This is a genomic window from Mycobacterium sp. NPDC050551 (genome assembly GCF_040674075.1).
Classification (GTDB): domain Bacteria; phylum Actinomycetota; class Actinomycetes; order Mycobacteriales; family Mycobacteriaceae; genus Mycobacterium.
The window spans coordinates 48,404-67,614 of sequence record NZ_JBFARC010000008.1; the positions used below are offsets into that span (position 1 = coordinate 48,404).

General features: G+C 68.9%; 18 protein-coding genes. 11 read left to right on the top strand and 7 right to left on the bottom strand.

The window, feature by feature from the left end; translation table 11 throughout:
* Positions 1 to 73: 73 nt before the first annotated feature.
* Both AB0K11_RS26380 and AB0K11_RS26385 read left to right on the top strand, forming a co-directional pair.
* On the top strand, positions 74 to 1,276 hold the full coding sequence (locus AB0K11_RS26380) for a cytochrome P450 (protein ID WP_364984328.1): 1,203 nt from the start codon (positions 74 to 76) through the stop codon (positions 1,274 to 1,276).
* Positions 1,273 to 2,343, top strand: a complete 1,071-nt coding sequence (locus AB0K11_RS26385) for a phosphotransferase (RefSeq protein ID WP_364984330.1) — start codon at positions 1,273 to 1,275, stop codon at positions 2,341 to 2,343. The genes AB0K11_RS26380 and AB0K11_RS26385 overlap by 4 nt, the downstream gene beginning before the upstream one ends.
* A 7-nt stretch (positions 2,344 to 2,350) precedes the next feature.
* Here the strand turns inward: AB0K11_RS26385 and AB0K11_RS26390 are convergent, their stop codons facing one another.
* From AB0K11_RS26390 to AB0K11_RS26415, 6 genes are all read right to left on the bottom strand, one after another.
* The gene (locus tag AB0K11_RS26390; RefSeq protein ID WP_364984332.1) at positions 2,351 to 3,646 is read right to left on the bottom strand and encodes an MFS transporter; all 1,296 of its coding nucleotides are present in this window, start codon (positions 3,644 to 3,646) and stop codon (positions 2,351 to 2,353) included.
* Between the two features lie 36 nt (positions 3,647 to 3,682).
* Complete coding sequence (locus AB0K11_RS26395) at positions 3,683 to 4,984, bottom strand: MFS transporter (protein WP_364984334.1); 1,302 nt, start codon at positions 4,982 to 4,984, stop codon at positions 3,683 to 3,685.
* Positions 4,985 to 5,035: 51 nt separating this feature from the next.
* The gene (locus tag AB0K11_RS26400; RefSeq protein ID WP_364984808.1) at positions 5,036 to 6,454 is read right to left on the bottom strand and encodes an adenylate/guanylate cyclase domain-containing protein; all 1,419 of its coding nucleotides are present in this window, start codon (positions 6,452 to 6,454) and stop codon (positions 5,036 to 5,038) included.
* Between the two features lie 83 nt (positions 6,455 to 6,537).
* Positions 6,538 to 6,840: a hypothetical protein gene (locus AB0K11_RS26405; protein WP_364984336.1), complete on the bottom strand. Its 303-nt coding sequence runs from the start codon at positions 6,838 to 6,840 to the stop codon at positions 6,538 to 6,540.
* On the bottom strand, positions 6,837 to 8,339 hold the full coding sequence (locus tag AB0K11_RS26410) for a long-chain fatty acid--CoA ligase (RefSeq protein ID WP_364984338.1): 1,503 nt from the start codon (positions 8,337 to 8,339) through the stop codon (positions 6,837 to 6,839). Before AB0K11_RS26410 ends, AB0K11_RS26405 begins: the two co-directional genes overlap by 4 nt.
* Positions 8,336 to 9,172, bottom strand: a complete 837-nt coding sequence (locus tag AB0K11_RS26415; protein ID WP_364984340.1) for an NAD(P)-dependent oxidoreductase — start codon at positions 9,170 to 9,172, stop codon at positions 8,336 to 8,338. The genes AB0K11_RS26410 and AB0K11_RS26415 overlap by 4 nt, the downstream gene beginning before the upstream one ends.
* Before the next feature lie 212 nt (positions 9,173 to 9,384).
* On the opposite strand from AB0K11_RS26415, the gene AB0K11_RS26420 reads away from it, so the two are divergent.
* The 4 genes from AB0K11_RS26420 to AB0K11_RS26435 all read left to right on the top strand — a co-directional run bounded on the left by AB0K11_RS26420 (position 9,385) and on the right by AB0K11_RS26435 (position 13,457).
* A complete protein-coding gene (locus AB0K11_RS26420) occupies positions 9,385 to 10,962 on the top strand; it encodes a methylmalonyl-CoA mutase family protein (RefSeq protein WP_364984342.1) in 1,578 nt (525 codons plus the stop codon).
* Positions 10,963 to 11,373 carry a cobalamin B12-binding domain-containing protein gene (locus tag AB0K11_RS26425; RefSeq protein WP_364984344.1) on the top strand — a complete coding sequence of 137 codons (411 nt, stop codon included), beginning with the start codon at positions 10,963 to 10,965 and terminating at the stop codon, positions 11,371 to 11,373.
* Positions 11,374 to 11,448: 75 nt separating this feature from the next.
* Entirely contained in the window at positions 11,449 to 12,405 is a 957-nt protein-coding gene (locus AB0K11_RS26430; RefSeq protein WP_364984346.1) for an LLM class F420-dependent oxidoreductase, read from the top strand.
* Positions 12,402 to 13,457: a CoA transferase gene (locus AB0K11_RS26435; RefSeq protein WP_364984348.1), complete on the top strand. Its 1,056-nt coding sequence runs from the start codon at positions 12,402 to 12,404 to the stop codon at positions 13,455 to 13,457. Before AB0K11_RS26430 ends, AB0K11_RS26435 begins: the two co-directional genes overlap by 4 nt.
* Here AB0K11_RS26435 and AB0K11_RS26440 read toward each other — a convergent pair.
* Positions 13,442 to 13,756 (bottom strand): 2Fe-2S iron-sulfur cluster-binding protein, encoded by a 315-nt coding sequence (locus AB0K11_RS26440; RefSeq protein ID WP_364984350.1) that lies wholly within the window; start codon positions 13,754 to 13,756, stop codon positions 13,442 to 13,444. The genes AB0K11_RS26435 and AB0K11_RS26440 overlap by 16 nt on opposite strands.
* 141 nt (positions 13,757 to 13,897) lie before the next feature.
* On the opposite strand from AB0K11_RS26440, the gene AB0K11_RS26445 reads away from it, so the two are divergent.
* From AB0K11_RS26445 to AB0K11_RS26465, 5 genes are all read left to right on the top strand, one after another.
* Positions 13,898 to 15,301: an AMP-binding protein gene (locus AB0K11_RS26445; RefSeq protein WP_364984352.1), complete on the top strand. Its 1,404-nt coding sequence runs from the start codon at positions 13,898 to 13,900 to the stop codon at positions 15,299 to 15,301.
* Positions 15,279 to 16,094 (top strand): acyl-CoA dehydrogenase family protein, encoded by an 816-nt coding sequence (locus AB0K11_RS26450; protein WP_364984354.1) that lies wholly within the window; start codon positions 15,279 to 15,281, stop codon positions 16,092 to 16,094. Before AB0K11_RS26445 ends, AB0K11_RS26450 begins: the two co-directional genes overlap by 23 nt.
* Positions 16,081 to 17,163 (top strand): acyl-CoA dehydrogenase family protein, encoded by a 1,083-nt coding sequence (locus AB0K11_RS26455; protein WP_364984356.1) that lies wholly within the window; start codon positions 16,081 to 16,083, stop codon positions 17,161 to 17,163. Before AB0K11_RS26450 ends, AB0K11_RS26455 begins: the two co-directional genes overlap by 14 nt.
* Before the next feature lie 15 nt (positions 17,164 to 17,178).
* A complete protein-coding gene (locus AB0K11_RS26460) occupies positions 17,179 to 17,946 on the top strand; it encodes an enoyl-CoA hydratase/isomerase family protein (protein WP_364984357.1) in 768 nt (255 codons plus the stop codon).
* Between the two features lie 202 nt (positions 17,947 to 18,148).
* Positions 18,149 to 19,036 carry a DUF559 domain-containing protein gene (locus AB0K11_RS26465; protein WP_364984359.1) on the top strand — a complete coding sequence of 296 codons (888 nt, stop codon included), beginning with the start codon at positions 18,149 to 18,151 and terminating at the stop codon, positions 19,034 to 19,036.
* Positions 19,037 to 19,211: the final 175 nt, after the last annotated feature.

The following is a 19,211-nucleotide window of genomic DNA, read 5'->3' on the forward strand; positions in this document are numbered from 1 at the left end:
CTTAACACATCGGGGGTTACGTGTAACACTTACGCGTGTAAGCTCCCTCTCGCGTAAAGAGAGGCGGATTTCCGTGACCGTGAGTGCCAGCCCCGGCGTCTACTTCGACCCCTACGACGTCGAACTGAACGCCGACCCGTATCCCATGTTCAAGCGCCTCCGTGACGAGGCGCCGCTCTACTACAACGCCCAGCACGACTTCTACGCGGTGAGCCGGTTCGAGGACGTCTGCAAGTCGCTCGTCGACCACGGCACGTTCAGCTCCGCCCGCGGCGCCATCGTCGAACTCATCAAGGCCAACATCGACATCCCGCCGGGCACGGTGATCTTCGAGGACCCGCCGATCCACGACATCCATCGCAAGCTGCTCGCGAGGATGTTCACCCCGCGCAAGGTCAACGCGCTGGAACCCAAGATCCGCGAATTCTGCGCCCAGAGTCTCGACCCGGCGATGGAGTCGGGACGGTTCGACTTCATCACCGACTTCGGCGCCATCATGCCGATGCGGGTGATCAGCGCGCTGCTCGGCATTCCCGAGGAAGACCAGGAGAAGATCCGCGACCACGGCAACGCGCAGCTTCGCACCGAGGCGGGCAAGCCGATGGCGGCCGCGCAGGACGGTCTGGTGGACGGTTCGATCTTCGAGGCCTACATCGACTGGCGCACGGAGAACCCCTCCGACGACATCATGACCGAACTGCTCAATGTCGAGTTCACCGACGAGCACGGGGTCAAGCGTCACCTCACCCGCGAGGAACTGCTGATCTACATCAACGTCGTCGCCGGCGCGGGGAACGAGACCACCACCCGGCTCATCGGCTGGGCGGCCAAGGTGCTCGCCGAACACCCCGACCAGCGCCGCGAACTCGTGGACAACCCGGCGCTCATCCCGCAGGCGATCGAGGAGCTGCTGCGTTTCGAGCCGCCTGCGCCACACGTGGCGCGCTACGTCACCCGGGACGTGGAGATCCACGGCCAGACCGTGCCGGAAGGCAGCGTGATGATGATGCTGATCGGCGCGGCGGTACGCGATCACCGGCAGTACCCGCCCGACGGCGACGTGTTCGACATCCACCGCGAACCGCGCCAGCACCTCGCATTCAGTGTCGGCACCCACTACTGCCTCGGCTCGGCACTGGCCCGACTGGAGGGCCGCATCGCGCTCGAGGAGATCCTCAAGCGCTTCCCGGAATGGGACGTCGACATGGCCAACGCCGCCCTGTCGCCGACATCGACTGTGCGCGGCTGGGATTCGATGCCCGCCATCGTCCGATGACCAGTGTCGAACTGACGGTCCCCAACGACTGGGAAGACATCACCCCGGTCTGGATGACCGCGGCGCTCGGTGATCGCCATCCCGACGCGGTGGTCGGCTCGGTCAGCGTCGACCTGCGCGACGATGGCACCAACCGGCGGGCCCGGCTGCGGCTCGGCTACACCTCGGGTTCGGGTCCGGAGACGGTGTTCGTCAAGGCGGTCGACCCCGGCCACCGGGATCTGGTGCGGCTCACCAGTGGGCTCTTCCACGAGCCCCGGTTGTTCAACTCGGGCGTCGACCTGCCGCTGGAGCATCCGACCGTGTACGCGGCCGTGATCGACGAGCCCCGCGAGGATTTCATCCTGGTCATGGAGGACCTGACCGTGCGCGGGGCCGACCCGCGCGACGCCACCCGGCCGCTGACGGTGGAGCAGGCGGCGACGGGGGTGCGGGGCCTGGCCCGGATGCACGGAAAGTACTGGGGCGCAAGGTCGCAGATACCCGAGTTGGAATGGCTGGAACCGTTCGTGCCATGGGAGGGCATGGGCGCGGCGCCGCTGCAGGCCGCGCTCGACCGATTGGGTGACGACGCGCCGGACGAGGTGATGGCACTCACCATCGGCGAACTCATCGACGACATCTGGGCGCCCTACATCCGCAGTCTCACGAAGTCGCCGCAGACACTGCTGCACGGCGATCCGCACATCGGCAACACCTACCTGCTGCCCACCGGCGAGATCGGATTCCTGGACTGGCAGGTCGCCCGGCGCGGCAACTGGTCGCTGGATCTGGGGTACTTCCTGCAGGGCGCGCTGACCACAGAGGACCGCCGCAGCAGCGAACGGGATCTCCTCGAGGAGTACCGCGGCGCCCTCGGGCTGCCCGCCGACGAGTCACCGTCGCCCGACGAAATCTGGCTGCGCTACCGGGCTTCGGTGGCACACGGTCTGACGCTGTGGCTGTGCACCGCCAGCGCGGGCGAGCTGTGGCAGCGCCCCGACATCGCTCTGGCTCTGGCGCAACGCTATTCGTTCGCTTACGCCGACCTGCGCACCGCCGAGGCGATCGCCGAGATCGACACCTGACGCGCGGTCACGTCGCCGGATTGCCCCGCCAGGGGCCGGGCATCAGACTCACCGCGACCGCCGAGACCACCGACACCCCGATCAGGTACGCCGCGATCGAATCGCTGGTCCCGGTGGCGGCGTAGAGAGCGGTGGCGATGGTCGGTGCGAACGCCGAACCGACCACCTGCGAGAGGGTGTAGCCGACCGACACCCCGCTGTAGCGCACATCGGGATCGAACACCAGGCTGAACAGCGACCCGGTCACGCCTGCCGCAGGCGCCATAGCGATGCCGAACACCAGCACGAGGGCGAGTGAGAACAACCCGGGATCGCCGGTGTCGATGAGTGCGAACACCGGCAGCACGGCCACGCCCATCGCGACGACGCCGGCCAGGAACACCGGCTTGCGCCCCACCCGGTCCGACAGCGCGCCGAACATCGGATAGAGCACCACCGCAACCAGTGCGGCGACGAATACGCCGAAAAGCGCCTGCGCCCGGGTGATCCCGGCGACCGTGGTGCCGTACGACACCAGGTACGCCACGCAGATGTAGGCGAACACCCCCTGAGACAGGTACGCGCCTGCCACCAGCAGGATCTCGCGCCAGTGCCTGCGGAACGCCGCGACGATCGGCATCCGCACCACGGCGGCACGCTCGCGCACCGCGGCGAAATCCGGACTCTCGGCGATGGACAACCGGATCACCAGCCCGATGACGATCAACAGCGCGCTGGCCAGGAACGGAATGCGCCAGCCCCAGGCCAGGAACCGGTCGTCGGGCAGCAGCGACACCGCGTAGAAGGCGAGGGTGGCCGTCGCGGTGCCCGCCGGTGCACCCATCTGTGGAAAGGCGCCGTAGAGGCCCTTTCTGGCCGAAGGCGCGTGTTCGACCGCCATCAGTGTCGCGCCACCCCACTCGCCCCCGACCGCGAAACCCTGTATCAGCCGCAGCAGTGTCAGCAGGAGCGGCGCGACCCACCCGATCTGCGCGTAGGTCGGCAGCAGCCCCATCAGCACCGTCGACAGGCCCATCAGCAGCAGCGAGTACACCAGCATCCGCTTGCGCCCGACGCGATCGCCAAAGTGCCCGAACACCATTCCGCCCAGTGGCCGGGCGAAGAACCCGACTCCGAAGGTCGCGAACGACAGCAGCAGCCCCATCGCCGGAGAGGCATCGGGGAAGAACAGCTTCGGGAACACCAGCGCGGCCGCGGTGCCGTAGATCAGGAAGTCGTAGTACTCGACGGTGGTGCCGATGAAGCTGGCCAGCGCGACCCGCGGACCCGAGGTGCGCGGCGGCACGCCCGCGGGGTTGGCCATGGGTCACACTAGCGCGTGATCGCCCGTCCGGCAGAGCTATTCGACGGTTTGGCGCAGCGGCCGGCCCGCCGACTCGCGCATCGTCATGATGGTGGCGAGCGTGATGACGGCGGCGACGATGAGATAGATCGCGGGGGCGAGTTCGTTGCCGGTCCGGTCGGTGAGCCAGGTGGCGATGTACGGGGTGGTGCCGCCGAACAGGGCGACCGACGTGTTGTAGCCGATCGAGTAGCCACTGGAGCGCACCTTGGTGGCGAAGAGCTCGGCGCCCGCGGCCAGCGAGGCCGAGACGAACACCGCCTCCAGCGCGGCCAGGCCGGCGTGGGCGGCGACGGCCGCCGCCAGCGATCCGGAGTTCAGCAGCCAGAACAGCGGATAACTGAACACCGCGAACCCGACCGCTCCGGCGATCAGCAGCGGCTTGCGGCCGATCCGGTCCGACAGCGCGCCCAACGGGAGGATCAGCACGAGCGCCACGATGCTCGCCACCGTGATCGAGACGAACGCGTCGGTCTTGGTGAACCCCAGCGTCTCGGTGAAGTAGCTCGGCAGAAAGGTGAACACCACGTAGAAGCCCACGTTGTGGATGATCACCAGTCCGACGATCTGCAGGATGGGCCGCCACGACGTCGTGACCGCCTCGCGCAGCGGCGATTCGGAGACCTCCCCGGACTCCCTGAGTCGCTCGAATTCCGGTGTGTCGCCCAGGCGGAGCCGGATGTAGAGGCCGACGGCGCCGAGCACTCCGGCGATCAGGAACGGGATCCGCCACCCGTAGCTCTCCATCGCCTGCTCGCTCAGCGCGGCCTCGAGCACGGTGACGGTGATGGACCCGAGCAGGAAGCCGATCACCACCGACCAGACGAGGAACGCCACCACGAAACCGCGATGACGGTCCGGCGCGTACTCGGCGAGGAAGCAGGCGCCGCTGCCGTATTCACCGCCGGCGGAGAAGCCCTGCAGGCACCGCAACAGGAGCAGCAGCACCGGCGCGAAGACGCCGATCGAGTCGTAGCTCGGAACGAGGCCGATGGCGAACGTCGATGCCGACATGAGCAGGATCACCAGGGCGAGCACGCGTTGACGGCCGATCCGGTCCGCCAGGGGACCGAAGAACAGTCCGCCGAGTGGTCGCATGAAGAACGCGGCGGCGAAGATCGCGAACGTGTTGAGCAGGGCGGCGGTCTCGTCGCCGGGCGGGAAGAACTTCGCGGCGATGTAGGTGGCGAGGAAGCCGTAGACGGCGAAGTCGAACCACTCGACGGTGTTGCCGATCGCCGCACCGCGTACGGCCTGGCGCACCGCCGCCGGTTCGGCGGCCCTGACATCTGAGGTCATGTCCGGGGGTTCCCGGTGATGTTCGGGATGTAACCTGCCGATCGCGCCGGGTCAGCGCGGTGCGGTCGGCGCCCACATGTCGGTGGGATCGGACCGGCCGCGCAGCACCTCACGGCTGTGCTCGGCCCACCGCACGCGTTCAGCGTCGTCTGCTTCGCGCAGTGCGCTGCCCGAGCACAGCACCCGGGCCTCGACGCCCTTGGCGCGGTCGGCCAGCCGTGCGGCCTCGTTGACGGCGTCGCCGACGACGGTGTACTCGTAGCGGTTCTCTGCGCCGATGTTGCCTGCGAACACCGGTCCTGCGGACACGCCGATGCCGAAGTCCACTGACAGACGCGACAACTGGATGCTGAGGGTTCTCGCCGTGGTCAGCGCGGCGGTCGCCGGCCGGTCGATGGGCAGCGGCGCGCCGAACACCGCGAGCGCGGCGTCGCCCTGGAACTTGTTGACCAGGCCGTGGTTGTCGTCGACGGCGGCGACCACGATGCGGAAGAACTCGTTGAGGATGTCGGCGACCTGCTGGGGTTCGCGGTGGGTGGCCAGTTCGGTGGACCCGACGAGGTCGATGAACAGCACCGCGGCGGCGCGCACGTCCCCGGCGACGGCTTCGGTGCCCTCGATCGCACGGCGGACCACCTCGGGGCCGACGTGGCGGCCGAACAGGTCGCGCAACCGGTCACGCTCACGCAGCCCGATCACCATCCGGTTGAAGCCGCTCTGCAACCGGCCGATCTCGGACCGTTCGTAGACATCGACGAGGCGGCCGATGTCGCCGCGCTCCACCTCGGCCATCGCCGCCACCACGTCGCGCACCGGATCGGAGATGGACCGCGAGACGACGATCATCGCCCGCAGGCCGAGCATGACCGCGACGATGGCGAGCACCAGCACCGGGACCTCCACCGACGCGTCCTGCGAGATCAGCCAGCCGTTGCGGCGCAGCATGGTCAGGGCGACGATGCCGGCGCCGGGCAGGGCGGTGCACACGGTCCACATCAGGATCAGCCGCGCGCGGACACCCGGGACGGCCTCGGCGTGCGCGAGGTCCCCGGCCGTCACGGTCATCACCGGCCGCAGTGTGCGCTGGGTGAACAGGAACGCGGTGGCCACCGTCGCGGTCGTCCCGAACATCACCGCGAAGGCGATCACCGCCAAGACGCCGCCGCCCTTGTCGGCGTTGAGGGTGACCATCACCGCGGCGGCGACGACCCACGGCGTCAACAGGATCGCCGACTGCCAGTGGGTCAGGTTGCGGACCGTCCGCAGGCTGCCAAGATCCCGATCGCCGCTCTCCAGCAGGCGGACGGCCGGTTCGATCAGCAGGACGCCGCCGACCGAGACGGCTGCGGTGCCGACGGCGACCAGCGCCACGGTGGCGATCAGATTCTGCCTGCTGAGCAGGGCCTGGGCGTCGGTCACGCTCTGCGCGCTCAGCGAGACGGCGATCGCGACCACCTCGGCGGCAGTCATCAGGTAGGCCAGCGCGAGTCCGGCGCCGTATCGGGCGCGCAGTCGGCCGGGCGGCGGCACGGCCCCCTCGCCCCAGACCCTCGTCAGTCGCTGGCGGGCAGCGGCTTGGCCTCCTTGAGGCTGAGCGGTGTGTCGCCGACGGCCAGGGTGCCCTGGCCGGCCTTGGTCACCAGCACCTCGGCGCCGTTGTCGTCGACATAGCGCTTGCCCATCACATTGCCGTCGGACAGCGCCGGGTCGAGGGTGGCGTCGGCAGACTTCTCACCGTCCAGCGGGACCATCGGTGCGCCGCCTGCCCGCAGGTCGTCGAGGCTGTCGGCGCTGCGCACCACGATCACCTGGGTGTCGCAGACCTGGCTCTGCAGGCGGGTGCCGTTCTTGATCATGCTGGCTCCTTCGTGGCCGTCTGGAATTCGTGGATCAGCTCGCGGCGCAGCACCTTGCCGGTGGCGTTGGTGGGTAGTTCGGCGCGGAAGATCACGCGGTCGGGGGTGCGCGAGCCGCGCAGGTGGCTGCGGACGTGTTCGCGCAGCAGGTCCGGGTCGGGGTCGGCACCCGCGGCGGGGACGACGACCGCGACGATGATCTGGCCCCACTGCGGGTCCTCGGGCCCGATCACCGCGACGTCGTGAACGTCGGGGTGTTCGACCAGCACGTCCTCGATCTCGGCGGGTGCGATGTTCTCGCCGCCGCGGATGATGGTGTCGTCGGACCGGCCGCCGATGAACAGGTAGCCCTGCTCGTCGAGCATCGCGACATCTTTGGTGGGGAACCAGCCTTCGGCGTCGAGCACTGAACCGATCTCGGCGTAGCGGCCGGACACCTGGTCGCCGCGCACGTGGAGCTCACCGGTCTCACCAGGGCCGAGCACCGTGCCGTCGTCGGCGCGGATCTGCACCTCGATGCCGGGCACCACCTGTCCGACCGAGCCGAGACGCCGCGCCGCGACCGGATCGTCGGCGCCGAAGGCCGCGCGGTGGTCGTCGGGTCCGAGCACCGCGATCGTGGAGCTGGTCTCGGTGAGGCCGTAGGCGTTGACGAAGCCGACGTCGGGCAGCAGTTCGAGCGCGGTGCGCACCAGCGGCAGCGCCACCTTCGACCCGCCGTACGCGAGGTTGCGCAGTGTCGGCAACTCGACCGGCTCGCTCTGCAGCGCCGTCACGATGCGGTCGAGCATGGTGGGCACCACGGTCGCGGTGGTGACGTGCTCGTCGCGGATCAGCCGGATCCATTCGCGGGCGTCGAAGACGGGCAGGTACACCATCTTCCGGCCGGCGTACAGGTTGGACATCGCCGCGCCGACCCCGGCGATGTGGTACGGCGGCACGCAGATCAGCGAGGCGTCTTCTTCTGCGGCGGAACCGAACTCGACGGTGCCGGTGACGTAACTCGTCAGGTTGTTGTGGGTGAGCTCGACGGCCTTCGGCCGCGACGTGGTGCCGGAGGTGAAGAGCACCACCGCGACGGCATCGGGGTCGGCGAACTCGGCGACCGGTTCGGCGGTGCGGGCGGCCGCCAGGAAGTCGTCGGAGGTGACCGTCTGCCTGCCGGCGTCACCGACGGCGTCGCGGTAGTCGGCGTCGGCGATCACCAGCGCGCCGGGGAGCCGCTCGATCAGCTCGCGCAACCCGTCGCGGCTGAGCCGGTAGTTCAGCGGGGTGAACGGCACGGCGGCGCGCGCCGACGCGAACAGCAGCAGCGGCAACATCGCCCCGCCGGTGCCCACATAGGCGACGTGCGAGGCGCCGGAGGCGGTGATGACGCCCGCGCCGCCGTCGGCCAGGGCGCTGAGCTCGCCCGCACTCAGCCGCAGATCGTTGGAGACCACGGCGGTGCGGTCTGGATCGCTGGACGAGGCCATCTCCAACAGCAGCGAGATGCTCATGGCCGGTCCGCCTCGTCGACGAAGATGTCCAGGGTGGGGTTGTCTCCGCCACCGTAGCGGGTCAGGTCGGTGATTCCCGCCGAAGCCAGCACCTCGGAGTCGATGTAGCAGTTGCCGGTGGCTTCGCGTGCCGGGCGGGACAGCACCTCGACGGCGGCGTCGGCCATGATCTCCGGGCTGCGGGCTGATTCGAGCGCCTTCTCACCGATGTGCGCGACCGCGGCGGTGGCGATGTAGGTCTGCGGCCACAGGCAGTTGAACGCGATGCCGGCGTCCGCGTACTCGGCGGCCCAGCCCTGCGACAGCAGGGTCATCCCGTACTTCGAGAGCGTGTACGACGGGTGGGCGCCCAGCCAGTGTGGGCTGAGGTTCAGCGGTGGCGCGAGCGTGAGCACGTGGGCGTTGGCCGAACGGCGCAGGTGCGGCAGCGCCGCCTTGGTCAGCAGGAACGTGCCGCGCAGGTTGATGTCCATCATCAGGTCGAACTTCTTGGCGGCCAGCGCCTCGGTCGGCTCGGTGGCGATCGCGCTGGCGTTGTTCACCACGATGTCGATCCCGCCGAAGTGCTCGACGGCGGCCTCGACCGCGCGCGCGACGTCCTCTTCCTTGCGCACGTCGCCCACCACGGGCACGGCCTTACCGCCCGCGGCCTCGATGTCGGCGACCGCGGTGTGCACGGTGCCGGGCAGCTTGGGGTGCGGTTCGGCGGTCTTCGCCAGCAGCACGACGTTGGCCCCGTGCCGGGCGGCGCCGATCGCGATCGCCAGGCCGATGCCCCGGCTGCCGCCGGAGACCACCATGGTGCGGTCGGTGAACGCTTGCTCGCTGGACATGGGCCTCCTCGGACTTGCCCTCGATGGTATTGGCATTCTCTTTTGACGCAAGTGCCGTAATCATCGATTGTCTCTCACGACCCGCCGAGGTCGGCGCGGGGGTGCCCGGTGTGGACAGGTGGTCCTCACGCACCGGTGAGGCGTGGACGCCGGCGCTCATTTCCGGCAAGTGGTATTGGCATTCTCATTTTTTGCAAGTACGTTATCCATCGATGACAGACTCCGTGCAGACCTCCTCGGGCATCCCGCTCGAGCCCGTCTACGGGCCCGCCGACCGGGATGCCGACCCGCCGCCGCCCGGCGGCTATCCCTTCACCCGGGGCAACTTCGCGTCCGGGTATCGCGGGAAGCTGTGGACGTTCCGGCAGTATTCCGGATTCGGCACCGCCGAGGAGTCGAACCGCCGCTACCGGTACCTGCTCGACCAGGGCGGCACCGGGCTGTCCGTGGCGCTGGACCTGCCCACGCAGTGCGGCTACGACTCCGACGATCCCGAGTACGGCGAGGAGGTGGGCCGCGTAGGCGTCGCGGTCGACACCCTCGCCGACGCGGAGATCCTGTTCGACTCGATCCCGCTGGACAAGATCAGCACCAGCTTCACGATCAACGGCACCGCGGCGATCCTGCTCGCCTTCTACGTGGCGGCGGCGGAGAAGGCCGGCGTGCCTCGCGAGAAGCTCACCGGCACGATCCAGAACGACATCCTCAAGGAGTACGCGTCGCGCGGGACGTGGATCTGGCCGCCCGAGCCGTCGTTGCGGCTGATCGCCGACACCATCGAGTTCTGCGCCGCCGAGGTACCGCGGTTCAACGCGATCTCGGTGGCCGGTGCGCACTTCCGCGACGCTGGCGCCAACGCCGTGCAGGAGATGGCGTTCACCCTGGCCGACGGCGTGACCTACTGCGACACCGTCGTCGAGCGCGGCCGGATGAGCATCGACAAGTTCGCGCCGCAGATCTCGTTCTTCTTCTACACCCACGGCGACTTCTTCGAGGAGATCGCCAAATACCGTGCCGGCCGGCGGCGCTGGGCCACCATCGTGCGCGAGCGCTACGGCTCGACCAGTGACAAGGCGTCGATGTTCCGGTTCGGCTGCGTGTCCGGCGGCGCGTCGCTGTACGCCCCGCAGGCGCAGAACAACGTGGTGCGCATCGCCTACGAGGCGATGGCCTCGGTGCTGGGCGGCGTGCAGTCGATGTTCACCGCCGCATGGGACGAGCCGTTCGCGCTGCCCAGCGAGGAGTCGGCGACGCTCGCGCTGCGTACCCAGCAGATACTGGCCTACGAGACCGGGGTGACCCGGGTGGCCGACCCGCTGGGCGGGTCGTACTTCGTCGAGGCGCTCACCGACGCCACCGAAGAGAAGATCGTCGAGATCATGCACGATCTCGAGGCGCACGGCGGGATGGTGCGCTGCATCGAGGACGGCTACCTGCAGGGCCTGATCGCCGACGAGGCCTACAAGATCCACAAGGAGGTCGAGTCGGGGGAGCGGCCGGTGGTGGGCGTCAACAAGTTCGTCACCGCCGAACCGCCGCCGGACATCGACACCTACGAACTCGACGCCCAGGGGCGTGACCTGCAGCTCAAGCGGCTGGCGAAGGTCAAGGCCGAGCGGGACAACGTCGCGGTCAAGGAAGCACTGGCCGCGCTCGCGCGGTCGGCCGAGGGAGACGACAACCTGATGCACAAGCTGGTCGACTGCGCCAATGCGTACTGCACGGTCGGCGAGATGGTGTCCACACTCAAGTCGGTGTGGGGCGAGTTCCAGCAGCCGGTGGTGTTCTAGATGACCGCGTCGACTCCCGCGCGCGTGCTCGTCGCCAAACCCGGTCTCGACGGACACGATCGCGGCGCCAAGATCGTCGCGCGCACCCTGCGCGACGCCGGGTTCGAGGTCATCTACACCGGCATCCGCCAGCGCATCGAGGACATCGTGTCGATCGCGCTACAGGAGGACGTCTCGCTGGTCGGACTGTCGATCCTGTCCGGGGCGCACGTGGCGCTCACCGCGCGCACCGTCGATGCGCTGAGGGCCGCCGATGCGGGGGACATCGCCGTCGTGGTCGGTGGCACGATCCCGCAGAGCGACGTGCCGAAGCTATTGGAAGCCGGTGCGGCCGCGGTCTTCCCGACCGGTACCTCGCTGGAGGACCTGGTGCGTGACGTACGGGCGCTGACCGACAAGGCGACTCAGTGACGAGTGTGAAATGTCGGCGGTTTTCGGCCCTGAATCCCGCCGAGGATTCACACTCGGCGAAGGAAGTGCGGTGACATGAGACTCGGTGTGATGATCGGGGCCGAGCGCGGCGACATGGCCCGCAAGGTCAAGAAGCTGGTGTCCGACATCGAGTGGGCTGAGGCCGCGGGCCTGGACACCGCGTGGATGCCGCAGGTCCCCGACGACTTCGACTGCCTGTCGATGGTCGCGCTGATGGCCGCGCACACCTCGCGCATCGAACTGGGCACCGCAGTGGTGCCGCTGCAGGCGCAGCATCCGATCGCCCTTGCGCGTCAGGCTCTTTCGGTGCACGCCATGGCCGGGGGGCGGCTCGCGCTGGGTGTCGGTCCGTCGCACCACTGGATCGTCCGCGACATGCTGGGCCTGCCGTACGAGAAGCCGGCCGGCTACACCCGCGACTACCTCGAGGTGCTGAGCGCAGCGGTGTCCGGTCCCGGCCCGGTGGACGTGGAGAACGGCAACTTCACCGTGCACAACCCGACCGCACTGGCCGCGGAGACACCGCTGCCGGTGCTGGTCGCCGCGCTCGGTCCGGTGATGCTGCAGCTCGCGGGTGAGCACGCCGACGGCACCGTGCTCTGGATGGCCGACGAGAAGGCCATCGGTGACCACATCGCACCGAAGATCACCAAGGCCGCCGCCGACGCGGGCAGGCCCGCGCCGCGCATCGTCGCGGGTATCCCGGTGTGCCTGTGTGCGAACTCCGAGATCGACGCCGCCAAGGAACGGGCGAATCGCATTCTCTCCGAGGCCGAGACGTCGCCGAACTACCAGAAGCTGCTCGACCGCGGCGACGCCCGCAGCGTCGGCGACCTCTGCGCGGCGGGAGACGAGGACTCGATCCTGGCGCGGTTCAAGCAGTTCGCCGACGCCGGGGTGACCGACCTGTCGGTGCGGCTGCTGCCGATCGGCGACACCCGCGACGAGCTGATCGCGTCGAAGTACCGCACGCGTGAGGTGATCGCGGAGCTCGCCAAGGTGGTGCGATGAGCGCTCCGGCTCCGGGGCCACTCGCGGGCATCCGCGTCCTCGAGGTCGGCGTGATGCTGGCCGGCCCCTACGCCACGATGATGCTGGCCGACCTCGGCGCGGAGGTCCTCAAGATCGAGCCGCCCGGCGGCGAGATCTCCCGGCAGGTCAGCGACAGCTATTTCGCGAGCCTGAACCGCAACAAGGCCAACATCTGCCTGGACCTGCAATCGCCCGACGGGCAGCGCCGGCTCGGCGAGCTGGTCGCAGAATCCCATGCCCTACTGGTCAACATGAAGCCCTCGGTGATCCGCAAGCTCGGCCTCACCTACGAGGATCTGCGGCGCTACAACGAGAAGATCGTGTGCGTCGCGATGACGGGCTTCGGCCTCGACGGCGGCGACGACCCGGCGTTCGACTACGTGATCCAGGCCGCCACCGGCGTCGCGGCGATGACCGGCGACCCGGACGGACCGCCGACGCTGCCGGGGTATTCCTCGGCGGACAACTCGACCGGGCTGACCGCGGCTCTCGGCCTGCTGGCGATGATCGTGTCGGGTCGCGGCGGTCAGGTGGACGTCTCACTGCGCGACGTGATGCTCTCTCAACTCAACTATCGCGCGGCGGCCTACCTCAACGACGGCGTCGAGCCGCGCCGCTTCCCGAACGGCGCACACTCGTACTACGTTCCCGCGCAGCTGTTTCCCACCGCAGCAGGGTTCCTCGCGTTGTTCATCACCCATGACGGGTTCTGGCGGCTGTTCGCGGCGGAGGCAGGCATCGACGGGTTCCCGACGATGGCCGAGCGTGCGGCCCGCCGCGAGGAGGTGCTGGCGGTCGTCACGGCGGCGCTGCGCACCGACACCGCCGACGGGTGGGAGGCGCGGTTGCGCCCTCTGGGCATCCCCGCCGCGGCGGTGCGCAGCCTGCCGCAGGCGCTCGACGCGACTCCGGAGGCGTTGGTGGACGCGGGACCGTACCGCCTGGTCGGCAGTCCGGTGCGGGTGTCGGGGTACACCCCCGACTACCGGCCGCCGCCGCCCCTGCCGGTGCAGGCTCAGACGTCGTCGTAGTCCACGATGACGACGGCGGTGTCGGGCACCGCCTGGCACGTGAGCACGTAGCCGTCCTCGACCTCGTCGTCGTCGAGGGCGTCGTTGACCCGCATGGTGGCGGTGCCCTCGGTCAGCTTGGCCATGCACGTTCCGCAGTTGCCCGCTTCGCAGGAGAACGGCGGCGTCATCCCGCCGCGGCGGGCGCTCTCCAGCAGCGTCTCTCCGGGGCGTCCGGCCACCGAAACCCGTGCCCGATCGAAAATGAAGGTGATCTCACCCGGTACCGCGGAAGCGTCGGTCATCGGTTCGGCCGTCATCAGACTCCTCTGGGCATCGTCATTCTGGTTATAAGAGAACTCTATTCTCTTCTAATGATAGGCTCTTCTCAAGACGGGTCAGGCACCGGCTCGGTGCGGCACGAGGAGGGCGTAAGCGGCGGTGTGCGAGGAGGCCGACACGTGACTGACCCGGTCGCTCTCGCCTTCGAAGACCGCGAGTTCACCCTGGCACAACTCGACGCGATGGCCAATGGCATGGCCACCACCCTGGAACACCGCGGCGTGCGCGCCGGCGACCGGGTGGCGCTGATGTCGTCCAACCGCCCCGAGTTCGTCGTCGCGCTGCGTGCGATCTGGCGGCTGGGCGCGGCCGTGGTCCTCATCAGCCCGGCGTGGAAGCGCCTCGAGGTCCAGAACGCCCTCGCGCTGACCGGTGTGTCGCACGCCGTCGGCGACCAGGCGCTGCTGGCCGAACTGGTGCCGATGCTGCATCTCGACGAACCGATCGCGCCGGGCATGCGGACGTTCCCCGCGCCGCCGCCGGGTTCCGACGCGCTGCTGGTCTTCAGCTCCGGCACCACCGGCATGCCCAAGGCGGTCCGTCACACCCACCGCGGGTTCGCCGCCGCCGTCCGGCAGTGGCGCGACGCGCTGGAATTGTCGGCGACGGACCGGATGCAGATCATGACGCCTCCGTCGCACATCCTCGGTCTGCTCAACATCGCGATGGCACTCGACACCGGGGCGTGGATCCGGCTGCATCGCCGGTTCGACGTCGACGCGATGCTGCGTCACATCGCCGCCGACCGGATCACCATCGAGATGTCGGTGGCGCCGATCGCCCTGGCCATTGCAGGCCATCCGGCGCTCGAGAGCTACGACCTGTCCTCGCTGCGGTACATCATGTGGTGCGCCACCCCGGTCACCGGGAGCGTCGCCGACAGTGTCACGCGGCGCGTCGGTGTGCGGTGGGTCGCCGCATACGGCACAAGCGAGGTCCCGGTGATAGCGGCCAACCCCGTCGACGGCGCCCGGCTCGACACCGTCGGCCGGCCCGTACCGGGGGTGAGCGTGCGCATCGTCGACCCCGAATCGGCCGCGGTGCTGCCACCCGGACGGACAGGCGAGATCCAGGTCCGCTCCGATGCCGTGATGGCCGGCTACCTGCCCGCCGAGGTGACCGCAGAGGCCTTCACCGACGGCTGGTACCGGACAGGCGATGTCGGCGTGCTCGACGCGGACGGCTGGCTGCGGATCACCGACCGGCTCAAGGAGATGATCAAGGTGCGCGGCTTCCAGGTCGCGCCCGCCGAGGTCGAGGCAGTACTGCACGGACACCCGGCCGTCGAAGACTGCGCCGTGTTCGGCGTGCCCGATGCCGCGGACGGCGAGGCCGTGATCGCGGCTGTCACCACTTGCGCGCCGGTGTCCTCGGAGGAACTCGTGGAACTGGTGGGCGACCGGCTCGCTCGCTACAAGCGGCCCCGCCGGGTGGTCTTCGTGCCGGAAATCCCCCGCCTACCGTCCGGAAAGGCGTTGCGCCGCGTGCTCAAGGAGGCTCATGGACGTCCGACTGACCAGTGAACAACAGCAGCTGCGCGACGCTGCGGCCAAGCTCGCCGACGATCTCGGTCCCGGGTCGGTGGCCGACCTCGACGACGACGGCCGCGCCGCCCGGCTCGAGAAGACCGTCGCGTCGACCGGGTGGCGGTCACTACGCTCGGACGAGGCGTCCGGGGTGGAGGTGGCGATCGTCGCCGAGGAGTTCGGCCGCGGTCTGGTCGACGTCCCGTTCCTCGGTCCGGTGCTTGCCGACGACCTGCAGCGCAGGCTCGGCCGCGAACTCGCGTTGGCCACCGACCCACCGGCGTCGGTGGACCTGACCGGAAGCCTTGCCGGCGTTGAGCAGTCGCCCGCCGAGCTGAGCGAGCTGTCCGATGACGACCGGGGACGCTGGTATGCGCTGGCGCTCGCGGCGACGACCGCGGACATCGTCGGCGCGGCCCGCGGCGCCCATGCGCTGGCATGCGAGTACGCCAAGGTCCGCGAGCAGTACGGCTCGACGATCGGGTCGTATCAGGCGGTGGCGCACCTGCTGGCCGAGAGCCTGGCGCTGATCGAGGGGTCGATCAGCGTGTCGCGGCACGCGGCGTGGGCCGTCGACGAACTCCCGGTCACCGAGGCGGTCGAGGCCGGCCGGGTGGCCAAGGTCTACTGTGCGCGTTCGGCATTGACGGTGTGCGAGACGTCGATCCAGGTGCACGGCGGCATCGGCAACACCTGGGAGTGCCTGGCCCACATCTATCTGCGTCGGGTGCTGGCCGCCACGGAGGCCTGGCCCGTCAAGTTGGAGGAGCTGACCATTGGACTTTCGTGACGGACCCGACGAGGCCGCGTTCCGGGATAGGTTGCGCGCGTGGCTGTCCGAGCAGAAGGGCAAGTTCCCGACCTCGGGCGACGAGTACTGGGCCAAGGCGGGCGAATGGCACCAGGCGCTCTTCGGTGCCGGATTCTTCGGCACGTCATGGCCGAAGGCCTACGGCGGCCAGGACCTGCCACCGGTTTACGACGTCATCGTCGACGAGGAGATCGCGAAGGCCGGCGCGCCGGCGCGGCCGAGTCTGGGCTACCTCGTCGTCGGCCTGAGCCATCACGGCAGCGAGGAACTGCGGCAACGCTTCCTGCCCGGCATGATCAACGGCACCGAGCGGTGGTGTCAGGGCTTCTCGGAACCGGGCGCCGGGTCGGACCTGGCTTCGTTGACCACGACGGCGGTCCGTGACGGTGACGAGTACGTCATCCACGGACACAAGATCTGGACCAGCTACTCCGACGTCGCCGACTGGTGCCTGGTGCTCGCCCGCACCGAGAAGGATGTGCCCAAGCACAAGGGCATCTCGGCGTTCATCGTGTCGATGCACCAGGACGGTATCGAGCAGCGCCCGCTCAAGATGATCAGCGGCGTCACCCGGGAGTTCGGCCAGGTCGAATTCGACGGGGCGCGGGTACCCGTCGACAACATGGTGGGCGCCCCGGGCGAGGGCTGGAAGCTCGCGATGACGGTGGTCAGCCATGAGCGCGAACCGTCGACGCTGGGCTTCTCGGCGCGTTACGGAAAAACCGTGCGCCAGTTGGCCTCCCGGGTGGACGGGCCGGCACCCGACGAGCTGTCCTGGGCCTGGGTGCAGACCGAGATGCTTCGGCTGCACGTGCGCCGGCGGCTCTCCGAACAGCTCGACGGCATCAAGCACGGGCCGGACGGGTCGCTGGACAAGCTGCTCATGACGTGGGTCGAGCAATCGGTCGGGCATGCCGCGCTCGCCACGGTCGGCACCGGCGACGAGGATCTCTTCGGCGCCTACATGTACAGCCGCGCGCAGAGCGTGATGGGTGGCACGTCGCAGATCCAGAAGAACATCATCGCGCAACGCATCCTGGGATTGTGAGCGAGAGGAACTGACATGTACGACATGCCCGATGAGATCGACGTCCGCGCCGACGGTGGCCTGCGCATCATCACGCTCAACCGGCCCGACGAGCTCAACGCGGTCAACGACCCGCTGCACGTGGGGCTGGCCCGGATCTGGGAGGCGCTCAACGAGGACGCCGACGCGCGGGCGGCGGTGATCACCGGTGCGGGACGGGCGTTCTCGGCCGGCGGCGACTTCAACTACCTCGACGAACTGCGCAACAACGAGGCGCTGCGCCAGAAGACGATCAAGCACGGCCGCGACCTGGTGATCGGCATGGTGCGATGCCGCATCCCGGTGGTCGCCGCGGTGAACGGTCCGGCCGTCGGGCTCGGCTGCAGCCTGGCCGCGCTGTCCGACATCGTCTACATGGCCGAGACGGCGTTCTTCGCCGACCCGCACGTGTCGATCGGCCTGGTCGCCGCCGACGGCGGGCCACTGGTGTGGCCGTCGCAGATCAGTCTGTTGCAGGCCAAGGAGTTCGCGTTCACCGGTGTCCGGATCAAGGCCGCCCGTGCCCTCGAACTCGGGATGGCCAACCACGTGGTGGCCGACCCGCTGGCCGAGGCGATCGCCTGCGCGCAGAAGATCATGGAGTTGCCGCAGCAGGCGCTCGAGGCCACCAAGCGGCTGATGAACATCCAACTCGAGAAGTCGGTGATGGCGTCGCTCGACTACGCCAACCTGTCCGAGTACGTGTCGTTCGGAACCGATGACTTCAACCGGATCGTCGACGGTCTGATCGCCAAGAACTCGTAGCCCCGAATGCGTTGACTCGCCATCTCCGCGAGCCGGGGGCACCTCCCGCTTGCGAGCGTGCGTGTCTGTTGCCCGACACACCGGTAACGGTCAGCATTCTGCGCACGCTCGCGCCGCCTCGGCTGTGCACAGTCGCCGATTCATCCACAACCTGCCGTCACGCACTTCCGCGACGGGTCGGCGCTGCCGAGCATCGGTTTTCATGGACACCGATCTCAGCCGGCTGCTGCACGAGCAGGGCGGCGTGGCCACAAGCGGGCAGATCCTCGATCGCGTCACCCGGCACGCCTTCGATCGTTTGGTCGGCGACGGCAGCCTGGTGCGGATGTGGCAGGGAATCTACTGCCTCGGCGAACCGACACAAGCCATGCGCCTGCTCGGACTCGACCTGTCGTCGGGTGCCACCGTCGCCGTGTGCCTCGGCACCGCGGCGGGGTGGTACACCTTCGACACCGAGGACACCACTGCGTTGCATGTCGTGAACCCGGCGTCACGTCAGCTGCGGCCGGCCGAAGGTCTCGTGGTGCACCGGCGTGACGGCGCACCGTTGCGCATCGTCGACGGTCGGCCCGCCACAACCCCGACGTGGACTGCGGTAGAGGTCGCGCGGTCGCTGCACCGCCCGCGGGCACTGGCCACTCTCGATGCCGCGCTGCGAAGCGAAACATGTACGCGCGCCGGGCTCTGGCGCGCTGCGACCGAACAGGCAGGGAGACGGGGGATCATCGCCGTGCGTGATCTGCTGTCGCTGGCCGATGCCCGGGCCGAGTCGCCGATGGAGAGCGAACTTCGGCTCGTCGTGCTCGACGGCGGCTTGCCCGCTCCGGAACTCCAGTACGAGGTGCACGATGTCGATGGTCGGCTGTGGCGACTCGATCTCGCGTGGCCGGATCAGCGCGTGGCCGTCGAGTACGACGGCATGGAATGGCATGAGGGCGCCGACGCGCTTCGTCGCGACCGCGTCCGGCAGGAGGCGCTGCGCGACATCGGGTGGACCGTGTTGCGAGTCGTGTACGACGACGTGCGGTACCGCCCGTTCGAGATCGTCGGGCGCATCGGCCGGGAACTCACGCGCGCTCGCGCCGCGTGACCGTGCGTCGTTGTCGGCCCGCGACGGCGTGTCGACCAGCAAACACGCACGCTCGCGGAAATGAGGCTCGCGGCAAATGGGCCTCGAGAAATTCAGGGCGATTCAAACCGGTAGCGCCCCGCAGTCTTGCCGTTAGCGTTCGAATCGCTGACGTCGGTATGACTTCGAGGGGACG